This is a genomic window from Stenotrophomonas sp. Steno-Z10-HUANG (genome assembly GCF_056393075.1).
Map to the genome: position 1 here is coordinate 1 of NZ_JBWJPA010000001.1, position 20132 is coordinate 20132.

At 57.6% G+C, this 20132-nt stretch carries 16 protein-coding genes; 8 read left to right on the forward strand and 8 right to left on the reverse strand.

Translation table 11 applies throughout. The features are described 5' to 3' along the window. A partial coding sequence (locus AC06E6_RS00005) for an ATP-binding protein (protein ID WP_478059783.1) occupies positions 1-686 on the reverse strand: 686 nt, incomplete at its 3' end. 278 nt (positions 687-964) lie between these two features. Between AC06E6_RS00005 and AC06E6_RS00010 the strand changes: the two genes are divergently transcribed. From AC06E6_RS00010 to AC06E6_RS00045, 8 genes are all read left to right on the forward strand, one after another. After that, entirely contained in the window at positions 965-1921 is a 957-nt protein-coding gene (locus tag AC06E6_RS00010; protein WP_478059784.1) for a DUF932 domain-containing protein, read from the forward strand. 20 nt (positions 1922-1941) lie between these two features. Further along, positions 1942-2388: a hypothetical protein gene (locus tag AC06E6_RS00015; RefSeq protein WP_478059785.1), complete on the forward strand. Its 447-nt coding sequence runs from the start codon at positions 1942-1944 to the stop codon at positions 2386-2388. Positions 2389-2453: 65 nt separating this feature from the next. Continuing rightward, a complete protein-coding gene (locus AC06E6_RS00020; RefSeq protein WP_478059787.1) occupies positions 2454-3434 on the forward strand; it encodes a YqaJ viral recombinase family nuclease in 981 nt (326 codons plus the stop codon). Between the two features lie 14 nt (positions 3435-3448). Beyond that, a complete protein-coding gene (locus tag AC06E6_RS00025) occupies positions 3449-4366 on the forward strand; it encodes a recombination directionality factor (protein ID WP_478059789.1) in 918 nt (305 codons plus the stop codon). Beyond that, entirely contained in the window at positions 4366-4680 is a 315-nt protein-coding gene (locus tag AC06E6_RS00030; protein WP_478059790.1) for a hypothetical protein, read from the forward strand. The genes AC06E6_RS00025 and AC06E6_RS00030 overlap by 1 nt, the downstream gene beginning before the upstream one ends. 375 nt (positions 4681-5055) lie before the next feature. After that, the gene (locus tag AC06E6_RS00035) at positions 5056-5379 is read left to right on the forward strand and encodes a helix-turn-helix transcriptional regulator (RefSeq protein WP_478059792.1); all 324 of its coding nucleotides are present in this window, start codon (positions 5056-5058) and stop codon (positions 5377-5379) included. 29 nt (positions 5380-5408) lie between these two features. Beyond that, positions 5409-5726, forward strand: a complete 318-nt coding sequence (locus tag AC06E6_RS00040) for a hypothetical protein (protein ID WP_478059793.1) — start codon at positions 5409-5411, stop codon at positions 5724-5726. Beyond that, positions 5723-7183, forward strand: coding sequence for a YfjI family protein (locus tag AC06E6_RS00045; RefSeq protein ID WP_478059795.1), 1461 nt, complete (start codon positions 5723-5725; stop codon positions 7181-7183). The genes AC06E6_RS00040 and AC06E6_RS00045 overlap by 4 nt, the downstream gene beginning before the upstream one ends. Positions 7184-7370: 187 nt before the next feature. On the opposite strand, the gene AC06E6_RS00050 is transcribed toward AC06E6_RS00045, so the two are convergent. The 7 genes from AC06E6_RS00050 to AC06E6_RS00080 form a co-directional block, all read right to left on the reverse strand. Then, the gene (locus AC06E6_RS00050) at positions 7371-8087 is read right to left on the reverse strand and encodes a MobA/MobL family protein (protein ID WP_478059797.1); all 717 of its coding nucleotides are present in this window, start codon (positions 8085-8087) and stop codon (positions 7371-7373) included. 223 nt (positions 8088-8310) lie between these two features. After that, positions 8311-9729 (reverse strand): hypothetical protein, encoded by a 1419-nt coding sequence (locus AC06E6_RS00055; protein WP_478059798.1) that lies wholly within the window; start codon positions 9727-9729, stop codon positions 8311-8313. Further along, the gene (locus AC06E6_RS00060) at positions 9729-12857 is read right to left on the reverse strand and encodes a type III restriction-modification system endonuclease (protein WP_478059800.1); all 3129 of its coding nucleotides are present in this window, start codon (positions 12855-12857) and stop codon (positions 9729-9731) included. Before AC06E6_RS00060 ends, AC06E6_RS00055 begins: the two co-directional genes overlap by 1 nt. Positions 12858-12867: 10 nt before the next feature. Next, entirely contained in the window at positions 12868-14742 is a 1875-nt protein-coding gene (locus AC06E6_RS00065; RefSeq protein WP_478059801.1) for a site-specific DNA-methyltransferase, read from the reverse strand. 65 nt (positions 14743-14807) lie between these two features. Continuing rightward, entirely contained in the window at positions 14808-16958 is a 2151-nt protein-coding gene (locus AC06E6_RS00070; protein WP_478059803.1) for an ATP-binding protein, read from the reverse strand. Continuing rightward, the gene (locus AC06E6_RS00075) at positions 16955-18343 is read right to left on the reverse strand and encodes an SIR2 family protein (RefSeq protein WP_478059805.1); all 1389 of its coding nucleotides are present in this window, start codon (positions 18341-18343) and stop codon (positions 16955-16957) included. Before AC06E6_RS00075 ends, AC06E6_RS00070 begins: the two co-directional genes overlap by 4 nt. A 39-nt stretch (positions 18344-18382) precedes the next feature. Then, positions 18383-20131 carry a hypothetical protein gene (locus tag AC06E6_RS00080; RefSeq protein ID WP_478059807.1) on the reverse strand — a complete coding sequence of 583 codons (1749 nt, stop codon included), beginning with the start codon at positions 20129-20131 and terminating at the stop codon, positions 18383-18385. Between the last annotated feature and the right edge of the window lies 1 nt (position 20132).

Genomic DNA, 20132 nt, shown 5'->3' on the forward strand with positions numbered 1-20132 from the left:
GTTCCATGAACATAGATGCGAACATCGGAATAGTCGGTGAGGTAAGTGGCGAATGTTTCAGTCAGTTCACTGACAGGCTCTTCTCCTGCGAAGGTGGCTACCGCCCTGCCAACCTCCTCGATGCGGACGGTAACACCTGTACCAGCACCCGCTTCGGCAGGTACCGCATCGCTTATGTTGATCTGGTTAGGGGCATCGGCACGCATCTCGATTTGGTAGCGTTTCTTCTCCACGAGCTCGTCGTAGACAACACTCCATGTGGCGATGCGTCCGATTGAGAGTGCCTTGAAGCGCCCTTTGCCCTCGCTGCCGTGCAAAAAACGCCCGCCTTCAGACGTTCCTTTGCTTCGTTTCCAAGAGCCACCAAGCTGTGCGAAGCGTTCCTGAGCCTGATCGACAGGCAGCCCTTTTCCGTTGTCCGAAACCAGTACTTCCTCGACTTGGTCGAGCTTTCCTTCCTGCAATATCACTTTCACTTCGCTGGCATCTGCATCCAAGGCATTCCAGATCAGCTCGGACAGCGCCGAGATTGGACTAGCCTTCGATAGCTTGGAGAGGTGGTCGCTGCCGGCAAAAACAGTGAAAGTTGTCACAGTTATCCCTTTGGGCAAAGTCGCCGAATTATAGGAGAGGCTGATCCCTGCTAGCGAGATGTCAGGGACCAATGGAAATTTCTTCAGACCCATACCACTCCATTGAAGCCGATGCTGATCGGCTTTGCGCCCGGCGCTCCGCAACGAAGCGCCACCTGTGGGAGTGAACATGCGGAACGACAAGTCCGAGTTCCTGTACTGCGTCTTCATCGTCGCGGCCGCCATCCTGTCGGCGGTCGCCCGATGTTCCTTCAACCGCCCTGACCACTTCGGCGGCGACTACGACTGACCCAACTACCACTGGTATCCCCACAAGGCCCGGCATCGTCCGGGCCTTGTGCGTTTATGCCGCCAATAACGAGGAAATGACAATGCATTTGGTCGAAACGATGGCCTACGCGGGCGAACGCCCGTGGCACGGCCTGGGCAACAAACTGGCGCCGCAGCAGCCCATCGAGGTGTGGAAGCAGCAGGCCGGCATGGACTGGCAGATCGAGGAGTCCGAAGTTCGCTACATCTCCGGCAACGGCAACATCGGGGCCATCAACGCCTTCCCCGAACAGAAGGTGCTGTACCGTTCGGACACGAAGGCTCCGCTGGCCGTGGTGTCTTCGCGCTACAAGGTCGTTCAGCCGGGCGAGGTCTTGGAGTTCTACCGCGACCTGACGGAAGTCGGCGGCTTCGAGCTGGAGACGGCGGGCGTGCTGCGTGAAGGCCGCAAGTTCTGGGCGCTGGCGCGTACCGGCCAGTCCACCACGCTCAAGGGCCGGGATAAGGTGGACGGCTACCTACTCCTCGCCACGGCCTGCGATGGCTCGCTGGCGACCACCGCGCAGTTCACCTCGGTTCGGGTGGTCTGCAACAACACCTTGCAGGTCGCGCTGGGCGAGTCCAGCGGGGCGATCAAGGTGTCGCACCGTTCGGACTTCAAGCCCGACGTGGTGAAGCGCCAGCTTGGTATTGCGGTGTCGTCGTGGGAACCGTTCGTCTCGCGGATGAAGGCGCTGTGCGAACGTCCGGTTGACCCGGATTCGGTCGAAGGGCTGCTGCGCCGGGTACTGACCTATCAGGCGCAGGACAGCAAGGTGCAGGTTGCCAACGAGCAGGCCATCGCCAACGTGCGTGCCCTGTACGAAGGCGGCGGCAAGGGCGCGTTGCTGGCCTCCAGCCGTGGCACGGCGTGGGGGCTGCTGAACTCCGTCACCGAGTACGTGGACTTCCACCGCCGTGCCCGCTCCGACGACCACCGGCGTGATGCCGCTTGGTTCGGTCAGGGCGCGGCGATCAAGCAGCGGGCGTGGGACGAACTGGTCAAGCTGGTGGCGTGAGGTGCGGCATGGGACTGGACATGTATCTGGAAGCCCGCCGCTACATCTCGCCCATCGACAAGGAAACCGAACCGATGCGCCGCGCCATCGAGGCGGCCATCGGTCGGGAGCCTGCCACCGAGAAGCCGCACTGCGAGCCGGAACTGTTGGAAGTGTGCGCGGTGGTGGTGCGCGTGGGCTACTGGCGCAAGTTCTGGCCGCTGCATAACTGGTTCGTCAACAACGCGCAGGAAGGCAATGATGATTGCCGTCCGGTCTTGGTGTCCGCCCAGCAACTGGAGGAGCTTGAGGAAAACCTCGACCAAGTGGAGGACGACCCGGACAGCGCCGGCGACTTCTTCATGGATGACACCGACGAAGACGTGCGGCTCGACCCGGACGAGGTGGATTTCACGCTGCGGGTGATCGTGCAGGCGCGGAAGCTGCAAGCCCAAGGCTGGGACATCTACTACCGGGGCAGTTGGTGAACCTCGCGATGCAAACGGCATAACGCCCGGCCAGTGGCCGGGCTTTTTCATTTCTGGAGAGCACCATGAAGAAACAAGCGGCATTACGCCTGGTCGATACGCGCACCATTGACCGGGGCCAGTGGCTGGAAGTGCGCAAGGGCGGCATCGGCAGTTCGGATGCGGCGGCAGCGGTGGGCTTGAACCCGTACAAGAGCCAATTGGAACTGTGGCTGGAGAAGACCGGGCGGGTCGAAACCGTCGAGAACCGCGAGGACATGGAATCGGCCACCTACTGGGGCACCTTGCTGGAGCCGATGGTCGCCACGGCCTACACCGCCAAGACCGGGGTCAAGGTTCGGAAGCTCAACGCGGTGCTGCAACACCCGACCTTCCCGTACATGCTCGCCAACATCGACCGGGAAATCGTGGGTCGCTCCGATGTGCAGATCCTGGAGTGCAAGACCGCCGGCGAGTTCGGCTCGCGGCTGTGGAAGGACGGCGTGCCGGAGTACGTCCAGTTGCAGGTGCAGCACCAGTTGGCCGTTACCGGCAAGCAGGCCGCCGATGTGGCGGTGCTCCTGTGCGGGCAGAAGCTGGAGATCCACCGCATCGAGCGGGACGAGGAACTGATCGCCCGCCTGATCGTGCTGGAAACCCGGTTCTGGGAAATGGTCGAGCGGGACATCGAGCCGCCCGCCGATGGTTCCGAATCCGCTGCCCATGCCTTGCGCCAGTTGTACCGGGGCAACGACACCCGCGTGGACTTCACCGACGACGACATGCTCAACGCGAGCTTCGACGCGCTGGTGGCGCTCAGCGCCGAGCTGGATGCCAAGGGTCAGCAGGCCGAGCAGTTGAAGCAATCCCTCCAGCAGGCGATGGGTGATGCGTCCAAGGCCGTGTTCCGTCGCGGCGAAGTGCGCTTCAAGCGCTCCAAGGACGGCACCGGCTTCGACGGCAAACGCTTCAAGGCCGACCACCCCGACCTGGCCGCGCAGTACGAGTTCACCAAACCCGGCTCGCGCCGGTTCGTGCTGTCGCTGGCTTCCGAGAACCCCCAATAATCAGGAGAAAGACCATGTTGAAAGGTTTGGCAATCACGCCCCCGGTCATCGGGCGCATCTCCATCGGCCGCGTTGTCGAACGCAACGGCAAGCGGCTGCCGGAGAAGGATGACCAGTTCACCCTGACCACGCAGGTGCAGAACGGCAACGGCTGGATCAACCATCCGTTCAACGAATCGCTGCCGAAGGACGACAAGGGCAAGCTGCGCAGCATCCCGGTGCGGCTGATGTTCAACGCGCCGGAACTGAACCTGCGGGCCGACTACTCGCTGTTCGACCGCGACAACGGGCGGCCGCTGTGCGTCGGCAACGGCGAAACCGCTCGCCGCCGCGACCGGGACACCGGCATCAGCCAGCAGCCCTGTCCGGGGCCGGACGTGTGCCCGTTCGCCAAGGGCGCGTGCAAGGCCTACGCCCGGCTCAATGTCCTCGTCGGCGATGGCGAGGACGACGCGCTGGGTTCCTTCGTGCTGCGCACCACCAGTTTCAACACCATCCGCACCCTCGCGGCCCGGCTGAACTACTTCCACGCCGTCTCCGGTGGCCGGCTGGCGTGCCTGCCACTGGAACTGCGGCTGCGCGGCAAGTCCACGCGGATGAGCTTTGGCAGCGCGGTGTATTACGTTGACCTGGTGGTGCGTTCCGGCCTGACGCTGGAGCAGGCCGTGGCCGAGGCCATCCAGAAGGACAACGCCCGCAGGGAAGCGGGCTTCGACCAGCAGGCGCTGGACGCGGCAGCGGCGCAGGGCTTCGCCAACGGGGCGTTCGAGGAGCTGGAGGACGACGTGCCGGCGGTGGTCGAGGAGTTCTTCCCGGAAGGCGACGCGGGCCAGCCGCCACCGCCGCCGCCCCGTCCGCCGCAGTCGTCCAGCGGCGGCCTGCGCGGGAAGCTCGAAGCGAAGGTATCGCAGATGCCGAAGGAGGCGGCCTGATGGCAAAGCGCAAGGAACTGCCCGCACCGGCCCACTTCGAGATCGACGCCGCCACGTTCTGGAACGAGTACCGGCCCATCGACGACCCCGTGCAGGGCCATCCCATCCGCGAACGCGGGGCGATCGGCAACATCGCCTTCGAGCGGTTGTGGACGCTGGTCGAAACCGGCGAATCCGAAGTGCTCTACGCGCTGCCGGGCTATCACCACGTCAATCGGCTTGGCTACCTCGTCACCGAGAAGGCGTGGCCGCACCTCAATGGCGTGGCGGTCTATTCCAGCGGCGTTCGCCAATCGAAAGGAGTAGCGACATGAGCGATGCGGAACGGTTGTCCCTGCTGAAGATCGTCGGCGGCGTGGTGGTGTACGGCTTCGCCATGTTCGGGTTAGGGGTGTATCTGACCCGATTCCACAGTGATGGGTAGTGAAGTGGATCAAGAGCAAGCAGGTGTGGGACAGGACGGGGAGCCAATGGCTCCCCGTCCTTGTAAGTGTCTGTTTTTTCTTGGTTCTGGTGGTGAGAGGCATGGCAGGTTAGAAACCGAAGCAGGCGTATTCGCATAAACATTGAAGAGTTGCCAGCTGTTATTCGCCGAATTGGGGAATTTAATCGCAACCGTCCGAACGATGTTCGGGCAGGAACCCCGGCCGGATTCCTTTTGTTTCCAACGCAACCAAGAGGAACACACAGTGTCCAGTAACAAGCAAGCCGCGATTCCCATTGGGGAATCCACTCGTGCCGAGATCGAAGTCGGTCGCGCATCCACGATTTTGGCATGGCAACCCGATAGCCCGACTTTGCGCTTCAAAGGGCTGCTCAAGGTCACGCAGGTCGGTCGCAGTAAAGCGTACGAACTGATGCGCGAGGACCCGGACTTCCCGCAGGGCATTCCGCTGTACGACTCGGAGCGTTCGCCGCGTTTCTGGTGGACGGATGAAGTCTTGGCCTGGGTCAAGAAGCGCGAGGAAAGGCACCTCGCGCGCCGCAACCATCGCAAGGCCGTTTTGGCCTGAATCCGATTACATCCTAGAGGAATACAAACATGAACTACAACAAAGAAAACGAAATCGCCGAGAATGGCGATGACATGATTATCGATGAGCTGTTCGATGTCGCGAGTGTCGCGGCCGAGCTTCGTTCGCTGAAGCCTAATCGGTTGCACCTGAAGCGCCAGAAGTTCAAGCAGCTGTATCCGATCATCGTCGAGATGCTGGAAAAGCACATCACGCAAAAGTCGATTCTGGCAATCCTCGCCAAACGTGACCTGAAGTTGCATCCGGCCGTCTTCAAGGAATGGATGGCGGCGGAGGCCATGGAATCCAATGGCAATACGGGTACGGCGTTGGAGGTGGTCGAATGATGCCGGCTTATCCATGTCGGCTGTATCCGACCCATGCGTTCTACAACGGCATCCGTGATGCCTTACGCGAAGTGCAGTTCAACCTGCAAGCGCCCGAAGCGCTGATCGGCGGTTCGTTCCTGACGGCCATGTCGATTGCGTGTCAGGGTGATGTCAATGTCGAGCTTCCAACCGGGCAGATTCGCCCGGTTTCGCTCTATGTCGCCACGATTGCCGATTCCGGTGAGCGCAAGACGGCGACCGACAGTCTGGTGATGGCACCGATCTACGATTTCGATGCCAAGCACAAGACGGAGCATGAGAGTGCGCTTTTGCAGTACCAGACCAAACTCAGCTTCTGGAAGAAAGCCGATGCGTGGTTGCAGCGTACGCTGCTTGCCGCAGCCGTGAGTGGTGAAGACACCAGGGAGCTGAATCGCAAGCTTGCAGCCCATGCCTCGGGACAGCCGCGAAAGCCGATGCGTAACCGCATCGTGCATCAATCCATCACCGAACGCCCGATGATGGATTCGTTGCGTGGTGATGGCCGCTGTATCGCCATTCTGAGCGATGAGGGCGAAATCGTGTTGAAGGGCGGTGCCACCAGCAAGATGGCACCGCTCAACAAGGCTTGGGACGGCCCCAAGGTGTTGACGTTCGAGCGCGCTGACGATTCGATCGAAGTGAACAATCCGCGCGTGACGTTGAGCTTCATGGTGCAAGACAAGGTCTTCGCGGGTTTCATGCAGAAGCGTGGCGACCTGGCGCGTGGCTCTGGCTGGCTCGCGCGGCTTCTGATCAGCTACCCGGAATCGACGATGGGTTTCCGGTTCATGTCGTTACACGAAACCCAGTGGTCGCACTTGCCGCTGTTTCACGAGCGGGTCACTGAGCTGCTCGAAGGTCGGGAGGCGCGGCATAAGGCCGGTGACACGTCGTTCAAGGTGTTGACGTTTTCGCCGGAGGCGAGGGAACTGTATGTTGCTCAACACAACCAGCTCGAACCGCTGATCCGGCCGGGAGGGTCGTTGTACAGCGTGCGCGATGCCGAAAACAAGGCGATGGAGGTCGCGGGCCGGGTAGCGGCGAACCTTCATCATTTTGCCAAATTGCCGGGAACTGTCATCAGCAGTGAAACCTTGCAGCGCGCAATCGACATCGTGAGTTGGTATTTCGACGAATTCATTCGTTTGTTCGGCGACAACAATGCCCCCACGCAGCTGCAAAAGGACATGCACGTGATCGTCAAGCACTTGTACCTGCGCTACTGGCGGGAGCGTAACAACAGGGCCGCTTGGAATGACGTGCGCAATGGTGCCAATGTCCGTAACCAGGCGCGCTACGAGGCGGCCATTGGCCAGCTTTGTCAAGAAAACGTGATCGCCTACCAATACGAGCTTCCGCCGGACGGGAAGGGAAAAGGCAAGCAGTGGTTGTATCTGAATCCGGCCGTTTTCAATCAGTTCTATTTCCAGTAGGTTGAATTGCGATTGCAGTTCGGTTTCGGAGCCGCCCCATTCGTGGGGCGGCTTTTTTTTGGCCCACAAGACCTGCGCGATTTGCGTATTGCAGCATTTGCCTCACCGCGCGGACTACGCAGCGAACTTCGATTCACGTTCGGCGCGAATCGACATTGGCCTGAGGTCGTCGTGCATTGGGGCGTAATCAGGTCGCTGTGTTCTTGCTTCGTCCAGCGACATAAACTTCACGCTCTTGAACCGTCATGCCCCTGACCTTGCCTTGGCCCAGGTGACGCTCCGGGACACGCCTCTGGCCTTGCTCGCGCAGGCTGCGGTGATCCACGCGGGCGGTGTGGCCATGTTCGGCCAGGGCGGCGTTCTGGAGAGTGGCAATCGCCTTGCGCGTGGCAATGACGTGGTCGCGCAGCGCGATCGGAGATTTACCGCCACTGTCCTTGCGCCAGCCGCCACGCTCTGGATGTTGTGGGTTGTAACGGGTAAACATTCGGTCTGGGGTACGTTCGATGTCGTCGGGAATCCGATCCGTGTGCATCAGGTGCATGTGCGGATTCAAGATGCCACCCAGTTTTCCCTCCGGCATGTGGATGGCGTACTGGTACGGTTTCACGCCGACCACTTGCTGCACGATGCGTTCTGCCAAGTCGATCAGTTGTTCTTGGGTCAGTTCGTTCGGCAATGCAATTTCATGTTCCCGATAGGCTGCGCCGTTGGCGCGTTCGTGCTTGTCTGCTTCGCGCCAGAATTTGATCGGGTCGCCTTCGGTCCAGTCGGGAAGGTTGCCGTGACTGGCGTGAACCAAGTCTTCCCGTGTGCGGTGCCTGCCGCGCCGTTCGATATACGCAGCGTGTTCTTTCGCGGTGCCTTTCTTTCCGCTTTTGATGCGATGGTGGAAGCTGGCCATGTGCGTACTACCCTTTCTCATTGGTCAATAAAAAAACCGACGGAGTTGCATCCGTCGGTTGCCATTGAAGATGGATTTTGGATGTGTTCCGGGAGAAACGGTAAGTGCGCGTGCGTTAGCCATCTCCCTTTCCATCGCATCCAGTCAGTGCGCTTGCGCCACCTGCGGTGCTACCGGGTTACGGGTTCCATCTCCATATAGTTAGTGGTGATTGAGTAAGAAATTACAGACTGATATTCGGGTATTCGAGTGCAACTTCCATTGCCTGCTCGATGCAAAGGAAATCCAGGCTGGTTGCAGCGGTTGACATGGCGATGATGCTGTTGATCTGAATGATGCGGTAGTAAGCCGCGATGCGGGAAAGCTGATACCCCATCCAGGCGTAATAGCTGGAACGAGTGCCCGTGAATGCAGCTTGGTATTCGGCAAAACGGTTGTAGTAAATCTGGAATACGCCCTGATGCTGATGTGGGTCGCGTTTTCTCAGTCCCTTGTCGAAAAGGCGTTGCGGGCTGTTTCCTTGACTGACTTGTCCCGGCCAGTACGGCGAGTAATCTCCGCCGGCTTCCTGTTGGTATCGGAACGAGCACAATGCGGCGATGATGTCGTAAATGGATAGAAGACAAGCATCTGCGTCGGTTTCGTCAAAAGAACGATATATGTAAGACACAAGAAGCGCCTTTGCCCTTGCGGTATTTTCAAAAAGCTGCTTCTTCCGAGTGTCGAACCCTGTTGCAGATTTAACTATGGCAGTGACTTCCTTGTGGTACCCAAAGACGACATGGTGGAAATTATTGACCGAGAATAGTCGATCATAAGGAGTTGGCTGGGATTCGCGTTTGTCGCCGATTTGTTTGCAAAACACATCGACTTCGGTGCTTATATCCGCGATGGACTGATTGAGCTTTGTTTCCTTGATGTGTTTTCTATGATGCAGGATGAAGTGCCGAATCGCGAGTGTGTCCAGATAGACGAAGACAGCCTCATGCGCGGGCGTGGTTGGGTTTGGGTTGACTTGGTAGCGAATTGAATCGAGACGCTTGGAAAGCGCGTAGTACGCATTGGCAAGCCCTCTGTCATCGTCCCTGATTATGTCGGTCAAGATGCGCGTCACTTGGTCGTTCGCGCGCTCGATGTGCAGGAGCAGGTTCTCGGCAGTGGTGTGTTTCTCCCTGTTACCAAGCAGATTGCGAAAGATGGCGAGTTTTTCCGAGGGAATTTCAATGGCCAAATTTTCAATCATCGACTCGATGATTCCTGATGCTTCTTTGTCGCGCGGAATCGTTGTTCCGGTGCTGAACTCCATCGTTGGCTTTTCGGTCGGAGATGGTGGATCGAGCAGGTCGAACAAGTACCTTTTGGTTCCGCCCCGTGCAAGGAAAAGTAGCTTGATGGTCTTCAGTACTGACAGGGGAATCGGCACGCAATCGTTTTCTACCTGTATGCCTGTAACCTTCGTGAAGAATGCAAGCGTTTGTTCAAGCGTGCTGAAGGTGATGCGCTCGCCGTTGTCTTTTGGGTTTTCCGTGTTCAGCTCTTCAATCAGCTCATCAATGGTTCCCGTCCAGTGATCGCTGGTGAAGTCGAAGCGCGGCTTGTGGTCTTTCTTTGGCTTGGCTGATTCCTTGATCTTGACGGCCATCACTTCACCACTTCCATCAGTTTGCCGAAGCTGTCCACCACGTCGTACTTGACGTTCTCCGGGGCGTACTTCTTGTTCATGTCGTCGAAGAACTTGCGGGCGCAGCTGATCTTGGTCTTCTCGATCTCGCGCAGTTCCATCGTGGATAGGCTGCCCTTGGTTTCGGCGACGAAGTAGATGTGCTTGACCTGCCCCTGCTTGAAGCTGATCGCCCAGTCCGGGTTGTAGTCGCCCACTGGCGTGGGAATCAGGAAGCCGCGCGGCAGTTTGGCGTAAACCATCACGTCGGTGCTGGTGTCCAGTTCCTTGACGAACTGGCGCTCGATGTTGGAGTCGGTCAGCACATAGTCGTAGATGTGGTGCTGGAGCTTGTCGCCGGCCTTGCTGAAATCCTGCTTGGTCTGACCTGCGGTGAAGATGCTCATGTCGTAGCTTTCGTCCAGCGCGTCGTAGGCCAGATGCTCGACGATGACCGTAGCCTTCTGCTCGTTGATGAGGCGGATGGCCTCGGCGATGAAGCTCTCTGGGTTGGTCTTGAACTGGGCGAACACGGCGACGTTCATGGCCTTGATGATTTCGGCCACGGTGCGGCGCGTGAGCTGGGTGCCTTCGGCGATCTTGCCGATCAGGTCGTAGGGAACGGCGGAGTGGATGGTGTTGCGGTGGTTCTCGATCTTGTTCTCGGAGATGCGGAAGCCCTTGCCTGCGTCCAGTGCATCCTTACTGATTTCGTCTTCCTGCTCACCGGTCTGGATGACGTACTGCAAGGGCATGACGCGCAAGCCTTCGTCCTTGTGGTTTAGCTTGGCCACGGCCTTGCGCACCAGCTCGTCGCCATCGAAATGCACGCTGTACGCGGCCTTGCGGTTGATGCGCTGCCACAGCGCCTTGAATTCCTGCTTTTCGATGTTCTGATTCGGCAGCAACTGCTTTTGCTTGCGGCCGTCGCCGATTTCCATTTGCCGCGCATCGGTGTAAACGCTGTCGATGAGCTGGAATACCTGATCGGCGTGTGCCTTCAGTTCCGCAGGCAATTCGGCCAGCGTGCCGTCCTTCTTGGCCTGGTGGTAGCCTTCCGTGATGTTGTCGGCATCGTCGGTGTAGTCGTTTTTGACCAGATAGCGGTAAAGCTGCTTCGCCATTGCGGGTGTGACCGGCACATCGCCTTGCTCGGTCTTGAGCACTTTTCCGGTGAAGTAATCCTCGTCGGCCTTGCGCGGGCGTGCGGACAGCGTCTCGCTGATGTCGTTTTGCAGCGCAGCGACGAAGGTCTGGTAGCTCTCGCTGGCGACAACGGTCAGCACGTTGATGTCGTGCACGGTGGCGGGGTTGTCCATGCGCTCGCCTTGCTGGTTCACGGACAGGCGCAGGCCGCGCCCGACTTCCTGCCGGCGCGAGATGGTGTTGTCGCTGTGCTTCAAGGCGCAGATGACGAACACGTTTGGGTTGTCCCAGCCTTCGCGCAGGGCGGAGTGGGAGAAGATGAAACGCACGGGCGTATCGAAGGAGAGCAGCTTTTCCTTTTCCTTCAGGATCAGGTCGTAGGCATCGGCATCGTTGGACTGGCCGGCGTTCTCGCCCCGCTTTTCTTCGTCCGGGTCAACCTGTCGCTTGGTTTTCTTGTCGATGGAGAAATAGCCGCTGTGGGTCTGCGCCACGTCGATGGATTTCAGGTATTTCGTCCACGGCGTATCTTCCAGTTCCAGCACTTCGTTGAGGTACTGGGTGTATTCCTCCTCGAAGATGCGGGCGTAGTCGCCTTTCTCGTCCTGCTGGCTGTAATCGCGGTACTTCACAACCTCGTCGATGAAGAACAGCGACAGCACCTTGATTCCCTGCTGGAACAGCGCCTCTTCCTTGTCGAAATGCGCCTTGATGGTTTCTCGAATCTGGATGCGACGTAGCGCGGCTTCGTTCACGTCGCCAACGGCATCGCCGACACTCAGTTCTACGCCATTGCCGAAGCTCAGGGTGTCGGTGATGGCATTGATGTCCGCCACCACGAAACGGTCGCGGTACTGGTCTAGTTCATCGGACAGGACGAACAGGTTGTCGCCCTTTTTCAGCTTGCGCACGATGCGCTTGATACTGCCGTTCGCCAGTTTCTGCTCGAACTCCACCCTCGCTTCCGGCGGCTTTTTCGGCGAGATGTCGATGCTTTGCAGGTACAGGTAGGCGTTGGTGCCGGCCAAGCCCTTCACGGTGATGCCGCGCACGGCGATCTTCTTCACCAGCTTCTGGTTGTAGGCATCCAACGCATCCAGCCGATGCACCTTGTTGTGCGTGGTCTTGTGCGTGGCCGAGTAGCGAAGCACCATCAGCGGCTTGAAGTGCGCCAGCGAATCCAGCGTCTTGCCGCCCTCCATCTTCTGGGGCTCGTCCAGAATCAGGATCGGGCGGTTGGCGCTGATGACATCAATCGGCTTGCGTGACTGGAAATCGTCCAGCGCGTCGTAGATGCGGCGGTTGTCCTTGCCAGTGGCATTGAACGCCTGCACATTGATGACCATGACGTTGATGCCGGCATCGGAGGAAAAACTTTCCAGCTGGTGCAGTTGCTTGGAGTTGTAGATGAAGAACCGCGCCTTCTTCTGGTAGCTCTCAAGGAAATGCTCGGCGGTGATCGCCAGCGATTTGGCCACGCCTTCGCGGATGGCGATGGACGGCACCACGATGATGAACTTGCTCCAGCCATACTGCTTGTTCAACTCGAAGATGGTCTTGATGTAGCAGTAGGTCTTGCCGGTGCCGGTTTCCATTTCCACGTCGAGGTGAATCGGCGCGATGGCTTTGGCCTGTCGTCTGTAGGCGGCACTGGCATCGGCTAGTTTGCCATTACCATTCAGTACCTTGAAGTCATCCAGCACCGGTGACATCGGCAGGTTCTGAGTGCGCTGCACCTGCTGGATGTTCTCCAGCACTTGCGCATCGCTCAGTTGCACATCGGCATTGCGGAAGCCGGCATCGTTACCAAGCGTGCTGCCGATGGTCTGGCCGAGCTTCTGCTTGCCGGGGTCGATGCGGTAGCGCATGGCTTCGGCGCTGGCGGGCGGTTGCCCTTTGAAGCATTCCACCACTGCCTGCACGGCGGCAGTCTGGTAGGCCTGGGTCTTGAACTTGAGCTTCATCGGCGCGGCCTCAAAGCGTCTTCACGTCGGTTCCGGGCGAGAGCAGCTTGAAGATCTGTTCGATGTTGATCTTCACGTCGTCGCTCTTGAAGCCGGCATCGCGGAACACGGCGCGCAGCGGCTTGTGCACGGCTAGTGCCTTGGCGAAGGCATCGTCGATGCCGCCGTGGGCATCAAAGCAGGCGGCCAGTGCGTTGCCATCGACGAAGAACACGTCCTTGCCTTGAATCGTCTGCTTTTCGATGGGCAGGGCAAGATCAACGCCCCAGTCGAGCATGACCTGGAACAGCAGGTCTTCGGGGCTGCGGTCGGGTTTGATGTTGTCGATGTGGTTGAGCAGGTCGGCTTGGGTGACTGCGTCTGGCGTGTAGAAAACATCCGCCATGTTCGAGGTATCCACTTTCAACACGCGAAAACCCAGGTCAAGCTCCCTGCCTTTGCCCGCTTCCGCGCCGATTTTCTTGGCGGCGCGGCGAATGCGCTCCTTGCTGATGTCGGCAATGGTCTTGTAGCCGGCCTTGAACGCCTCGGAATCCTCGGCGCACGGCTCCGGCAGCTGCACCATGATGAAACGGCGATTGCCGTTGTCTTCGGCGTTGAGCTGCATCACGGCATGTGCGGTCGTCGAACTTCCAGCGAAAAAATCAACGATGATTTGATCTTTTTCGTGGTAGATCCCGTACTGGATGAGCCTTTTGAGGAAGCTGGTCGGCTTCGGATAGCTAAAAATCTTCTTCTTTCCTAGTAGGTCAGTGACTTCTGCGGAGCCATCCTTTGTTGTCCCGGCATCGAGCAGAATGGAGCTAGGGGTCTTTGTGTCGCCTCTCTCAATGCGTTCCTTCAAGAATAATTTTCTTTTGGGTGCTGAATCACCGCCAAGTCCAAAGGCAATTCTTTTGTCATCGAAAAGCTTTTGATATTCGGTTGGGTTGATTGCCCAGCTGCGTCCTTCCGGTGGCCAATGTTCTTCATTGGTGGATGGATTGAGAATCGGATACATCGTATTTCCGCCTGGTTTGTTTGCATCAAGCGGAACCAGCTTCCATGGACCCCGTGGGTCGTTGTCCCTATTCTGATATTCAGATGCGTCAAGCTCTTCGCCGTAAAAACGTAAGGAGCCTTTCTCCTTTGCGTAAACCAGCGTGTGATTGTGATTGAGCGATATTTCGTGGTCATCGGAGATGGATGTTCGAGACTGCCAAACAATGTTGGCGACGAAATTGGTTGCGCCGAATACTTCGTCGCAAATCTTTCTTAGGTTTGCGACCTCCTTATCGTCAATCGAGATGAAGATGGAGCCATCATCTCGGAGCAAATTTCTGGCAAGGCGCATGCGGGAATAGAGCATTGAGATCCAATCGGAGTGGAATCGGCCATTACTTTCCGAGTTCCACGTCAATGAAATTCCTTCCTCGTCCACCTGATTCGAGCGCCGCAGGTATTCGTCCGTGTTTTCGGCGAAGTCGTCCTCGTAGATGAAATCGTTGCCCGTGTTGTACGGCGGGTCGATGTAGACCATCTTCACCTTGCCCAGATACGTCTCCTGCAACAACTTCAACGCATCCAGATTGTCGCCTTCAATGAACAGATTCTTCGTCGAATCGAAATCCACGCTCTCTGCGCGTACCGGCCGCAGCGTCTTCGCAATCGGCGCATTGGCCGTAAGCAGCGCCTCGCGCTTGCCCGGCCAGTTCAACTGATACCGCTCCTGCGGCCCCTCCACCAACGAAGCCGACAGCTCCTGCCGCAGTTGGTCGAAATCCACCGCCAGCGTCACGCGGCCGTCCTCGCCCCGCGCCTCCGTCACACAACCGGGGAACAGCTCGCGCAGCCGTGCCAGGTTGGCATCGGTCAGGTTGGGGGAGTGCATTTTCAGTTTGTCCATGGGGTGTTCCTTGAAACATGAATCGGGTGTTGGCAGGTGGCCATTGTCGGCTATGGAGTCATTGCTCAGAAAGGAATTTCGTCATCATCCAGATCGGTTGCGACTGGAGCAGGTGTTGAAGGTGGAGCGGTTTCTGCTTGGGTTTGTTGCCAATCCGCACTAATGGCCTGCCAATCCACCGTGCGTTCGACGGCTTGCCCATCGTCTTTCTTGCCTGACCAGACTTCCCAGAAATCGGGGTCGTCCGAGCGTGGCCTTTGTTCTTTGGGAAGGTTGTTCATCTGCACCAGCACGGGCAATTCCGAAGCCCAGCCCAGCAAGATGGCGTGGCGCGAAGGCAGGGAAGGCAGATCGCGCAGCAGGCCGCGCAGATTGTCCGGTACCAGCTTGTGCACCAATTCCTGATCGCGGTCGTTGCTGATGCGATGGAGGAGGTAGCTGTTGCACTGTGACAGCACCGTAGGTGAAAGCTCGCTGGGGCGTTGCGATGACAGAACCAATCCCAAGCCGAACTTGCGGCCCTCACGCGCAATCTTCTCGAATACCTGGCAGCAGATGGCGGCGGAGTTCTGGTTCTCCGCATCGTCCGAATAGCGTCGGACGAAGGTGTGGGCTTCTTCCATCACCAATACGGTAGGCAGGGTCTTGCCGTTGTTGAGCTTGCGATAGCGTTGCAAGGCCTCCAGCGTCATGCGGGCGATGACGGCGGTGACTGTGTGGACGACTTCTGCCGGAACCAGAGAAAGATCAATGACGGTGACGGAGCCGTTGGATGCGTTGTTGTCGCCGATGTATTGGGTCAGCCAATCATGCAGAGTTGAGTCTTCGGAATTGGAGATGATCGGACGCATTCTCGTATCCGACAAGATGGTGCGAATACGCGACACGAGAAATTCCACAAACTGGCTCGAATTCTCCTGTTGAGCCAGTACTTCCAGATGATCTGGGAGCTGAGAGCTGTCGAAAGCAATGGGCACATCTTCGTCTGGCCCTTCTTGGAGTAAGGCACCGCCGACCGTGTCAACAGATGATTCCAGTGCGCTGATGATTGCTTGTACGTGCGCTTCGTTGAAAGCCCGAAAATACTCGATGGTTTTTCCGTCTTTTACGAAGCTGTTGTGAGTGGCTTGTAACGCTATATTGATGACAGAAAGCAGCTCGTCCAGTCTGTGCCCATTGTGCTGGGCGATCTTTCCTTGTAGATCAGCGGCAATAGCCCTGAGGCGAAATCCGAATTTAGACTCATCGGTCTGGATGTCACCGGAGCGAAGATCGCGTCGCACCGAGATTAGTCGGGATGATAGATACCGGCGTAGTGCTAGCTTTTCTTCCTCAGGAGAGCTTGCTGATAAAGCTCTTCCTGCTTTGACATCGCGTAGTGCTCGCCTGAGCAGCGGGCGTTGTGTCTTGGCGCTGGCTTGAGTGAATGCACTCCACTCTGCGCTGTTCCAGAACCACATCGGCACCTGAAGCTGCTCAACATCTGCGGATGGCTCGACCGCAAAAACCCGCACCTTGCCCATGCCCTTGAAGGTGTTGGCGTATTCACCGTTCGGGTCGAGCACGATGAAGCGCGCGTTGGGGTCTGCGCCGCGCGCTTTCTTGGCTGCTTCCAGTGACCAACGAATCATCCCAGCCACTGAGCACGACTTTCCGCTGCCCGTGTTTCCCAATACAGCCAAGTGCCGACCGAAAATACGGTCGGGATCGACTTTGACTTCAGCGTTTGCGGCCAGCGGGCTGATGCCAATCTTGACCCGTCGATGTTCGCCGGATTCAACAATCGCACGCAGTTGCTCCTGTGTCGGCAGAATGACTGGATCGCCGACGGAAGGGTAAGCCTCTACGCCTCGTCGAAATTCGTACTTGGCATTTCCGTCTTCCTGCCTCGAATAGAAAAGACAGCCCAAGGGATTCAGGCTCATCTTGCGCAGGGGGTACGGTAGATCCACCAGTCCGAAATCTTGCATCCCTTTTCGCTTGGGGTATTGCGATCGCTCAACCGTAATCCACTCGACTTGAGCAACCAGATAGCCTTGATCACTGGGAGCCAGGACATAGCCATTCACGCGAGGAAACGGCCGTGCCGTACCCGTGTTCAGGGCGACCCCGTCCGGGGCTTCGATGTCAAGAAGTACCTTGATGCCGTCCGGTGAGACGTAATCAATGCTGCCAATCCGCAGGGAATCGGCAAACGCGAGAGGCGAAAGACTCATATCAGGTCTTCCCCATCTTCGGCTTGCTTCGTCTGTGGCTTGGAGGCGATGCGAACCAAGCCTCGCTGTTTCAGCAGTTCACTCATGCGGAAGGTTGTCTTGTCGATGGCGGCCTTCGGCAAGTAGTTTTCCGTGAGTGTGGTCAGGTCGGCTAGCGCCGGGCCAATCAAGAGGCTGATCTGTGAGTGACGCCCCATCTCATCGTAGGTATCCATGATGCGATTCAGTGGGTCGTCGTAGGAAATAACGACAAGATGGGTGGACGGGATGGTGAGCATGTCCCGAATCACCCGGTTGATATGTTCGTCGCCGAAGCTATAACCGTAGGTCACGAGGGTGCTGTTTGGCCGGCACACGGCCGAGGCCAAGTCGCGGAACAGTTCGACATATGGGTAGTCGGTGGTTTCCCTGTCCTTTGCGGCATTGGGATAGATCATCAGGCGATGTGCTGAAGTTCCATCTAGGCCGGGTGCCTTGAAATAGGGCTCGACATCTTCGGCACCGAAGGGCAGACCGAGCCTGCGGATGTCCTTGTCGATTTGCAGCCAGTCAACTGAGCCATGCAGCTTCGTATAACGGGCAACACCCTCCAGATAGCGAGGTTCGCCACGGATGCCGGGTGGGTTGTAGTGCATGTCCAGGTCGAGCCGTGACGAGCGGAAGATGGGGAAAAGATTTCCCAAGAACCGATCCAGCAAATGCAAGCCTGCGAGTTCTGCGCCTGCTTCGATCAGACGGTCATAGTTCGTGGTGAAGATGTTCAACCGATCACGCACGCCAGTTCGACTGGCAAAGCTCATCAGGAACGTGACCAACGTATTGAACGCTGTTTCCTGTTTTTCCTTTTCGGCGGTAGCGATGCCCCGTTCGCTTGTGAGGATGGATTTGGCGAACTCGTGCACGCCCTTATCGATCTCGTTGCGCAAGGTCTCAGCCTTGTGGTCGCCAAGAATTTCCAACCCACGGAGCAGTTCATTGGCTACGCGAAGTTGGTCTTCGAGGTTTCCACTCGTGCGACCAGCATCCTCGGCAGATTTTTTGGCAGCTTCGGATATTTTTTCTTTGCAATCTGTGAGTGAAATTTCTCCCATGCCCGCAGCAGGCTTTTCGGTAGCCAACCTATGCACGGCATGGGTCAGGCCGGAGCCAGCAAGCAGAGAGAGATGCTCCGACTGGAAGAGCGATGTCAGCCAAGGCTCGATATGGCTGCGTAGCTGCTTCGTGTCGAAAGTGTCGCCTTCCGCCCAAGAAGGAGATGTGTCCCCATCGGCGAATTTGTAGGCCTTGCCTTCTGATGAGAAACGCAGGGGATGATGGTCTTCGCGAACCTTGACAATATTTACTTCCTGCGATGAAGAGGAAGGCTTTGCATCGGCATCAGTCATTGGTCAAGGTTCCTAGTGGGGGCTGTGTATGTGAAAGAGTCAGTAGCGTGGAAGCGTGGGACTACCACCGCCGAAGCCCGTCGTTTTCAACACGCCCATCGAGCGAATGATGTTGCGGCGTGCGCCTCCCAGGGACACTGCGATACGCGGGTATGGTTCTTCCAGATCGGCGTAATCCCTGCGCAGCCATTCCGGGAAGGATTTGGCAGCTGCCACGGGAATAGTTTTTCCGTGCGCCGTCACCGTGCCTTCAGCCAGCTTTTTCACCATTGGGAGGGTGGCTCCGCCGCCGGTGAGGACGATGGTGAGGTTGCGGCTAGGATTGGCCTGTACCCAGTTGATCCATTCCTTGTCGGCAGATTCGAGGATTTCGATCAGGGTTTTTCGCAGAGATTTCTCGAAGGATTTGACTTCGTCCAGTGCCAGGAACTCATCCAGCGAGACTTCCACTGGTTCACCGTTGTAAAGCACGACATAGGCCGAGCCGGACTTGAAAAGCGATTCCTTGTAGTCACGGATATCGCGTTCAAGTGCATGACTGATGTTCTGGAATCGTTCGTGCGTTCCGTTGATTCCAGATTTTTGCAGGATGAAGCCTTTGAGCAGTTTGTCCAGATGGTTGCCGGCTTCGGTAATACCTCGTGCCGTCCCATCGACTTCACCAGCATTGGTCTTGGTCTTGTCGATGGTGCCATCGTCGTTCATGGTGACTTTGAGGCGGTACAGGCTAAAGTCGCTGGTGCCCGCGCCAATGTCCACCACCAGTGCCAGAGAATCGTGGTCGGCTTGCCAGCTCAATAGGGAGCCTGCAACACCCAGAGGTTCGGTGATGCAGTCTCCAATGAAGGAATAGTTGCGCTTCTCGGAACGCAACTGCTTGAGAGCGGAAAGGAAATCGTCCAGTGCCAACCCATGATGGATTTCTTCGCCGAAAGTGTCGGAAAGAATTTGTGCTTCTCCCAACAGAACTTTCAGCTCGGCTGCCACGATGCGTGCATTGGCGCGCGGGAAGCACGGCATGGCGAAACGCCGTTTGAAATTTCGCGCGACGCTTGGAGTTTCCACATCGTTGGAAAGTGCGGAGTTGATCGCCCAAGTAAAAAATGTCAGATAGGCAAGGACGATGTCTTTGTAAGTGAGGTCGTGCTTGGTCGGGTTGTAGGTGGCATCCACGGGCACGTTCAAGTTGCCTTCGGACAGGGCGCGCTTGATGTTGTCCATGCGTGAGCCTGCGCCTTCCACGGCGTGTTTGACTGCGTTCTGGCCGAACCAGAGCAAGCCATCGGCATCAATGAAGACCGAGGAAACCAGCATCACTTCGTCGATTTCCTCCTGGTCGCCGGGGATTCCCAACTTGAGTACTTGGATTTCTTCCACGTCTTTGTCTTCGTTGTCATGCACGAAGCTGGCCTTGGACATGGCGGTACCGAAGTCCATGCACACGCGATAGGACGAATCACTCTCCGGCAGTTGCAGTGTGGATAGATCGAGGACAACCTCGGTTTTCGGTTGCGGGCGGGTTTCTTCCGGTTCTTCGATAGGTTCCGGTTCCTGCTGGATTTCGGGAGTTTCAGTCGGGACGGTTTCGACAGGCAGCTGCGGAGTGGGCTGAAGAGCCGGATCAACGGGTTGAGGTGACGTGATAAAGTCAGCGCCGGAGATCAGTGCTTCCAAGGCATCCAGTTCTTTCTGGGTGATGATCCCATCAAGTCGGTATTTTCCCTCGCTGACCTTTTCGATGCGATCCCGAAGGTTGTTGAGGATGATGCTTGCCGTCGTTTTGTCCATG

What these genes read in the sequence shown, in the direction of transcription:
- AC06E6_RS00050 (WP_478059797.1), bottom strand. Translation starts at nt 8,087, where the DNA reads ATGGCCAGCTTCCACCATCGCATCAAAAGCGGAAAGAAAGGCACCGCG.
- AC06E6_RS00040 (WP_478059793.1), top strand. Translation starts at nt 5,409, where the DNA reads ATGAACTACAACAAAGAAAACGAAATCGCCGAGAATGGCGATGACATG.
- AC06E6_RS00055 (WP_478059798.1), bottom strand. Translation starts at nt 9,729, where the DNA reads ATGGCCGTCAAGATCAAGGAATCAGCCAAGCCAAAGAAAGACCACAAG.
- AC06E6_RS00030 (WP_478059790.1), top strand. Translation starts at nt 4,366, where the DNA reads ATGGCAAAGCGCAAGGAACTGCCCGCACCGGCCCACTTCGAGATCGAC.
- AC06E6_RS00020 (WP_478059787.1), top strand. Translation starts at nt 2,454, where the DNA reads ATGAAGAAACAAGCGGCATTACGCCTGGTCGATACGCGCACCATTGAC.
- AC06E6_RS00015 (WP_478059785.1), top strand. Translation starts at nt 1,942, where the DNA reads ATGTATCTGGAAGCCCGCCGCTACATCTCGCCCATCGACAAGGAAACC.
- AC06E6_RS00045 (WP_478059795.1), top strand. Translation starts at nt 5,723, where the DNA reads ATGATGCCGGCTTATCCATGTCGGCTGTATCCGACCCATGCGTTCTAC.
- AC06E6_RS00065 (WP_478059801.1), bottom strand. Translation starts at nt 14,742, where the DNA reads ATGGACAAACTGAAAATGCACTCCCCCAACCTGACCGATGCCAACCTG.
- AC06E6_RS00010 (WP_478059784.1), top strand. Translation starts at nt 965, where the DNA reads ATGCATTTGGTCGAAACGATGGCCTACGCGGGCGAACGCCCGTGGCAC.
- AC06E6_RS00080 (WP_478059807.1), bottom strand. Translation starts at nt 20,131, where the DNA reads ATGGACAAAACGACGGCAAGCATCATCCTCAACAACCTTCGGGATCGC.
- AC06E6_RS00025 (WP_478059789.1), top strand. Translation starts at nt 3,449, where the DNA reads ATGTTGAAAGGTTTGGCAATCACGCCCCCGGTCATCGGGCGCATCTCC.
- AC06E6_RS00060 (WP_478059800.1), bottom strand. Translation starts at nt 12,857, where the DNA reads ATGAAGCTCAAGTTCAAGACCCAGGCCTACCAGACTGCCGCCGTGCAG.
- AC06E6_RS00075 (WP_478059805.1), bottom strand. Translation starts at nt 18,343, where the DNA reads ATGACTGATGCCGATGCAAAGCCTTCCTCTTCATCGCAGGAAGTAAAT.
- AC06E6_RS00070 (WP_478059803.1), bottom strand. Translation starts at nt 16,958, where the DNA reads ATGAGTCTTTCGCCTCTCGCGTTTGCCGATTCCCTGCGGATTGGCAGC.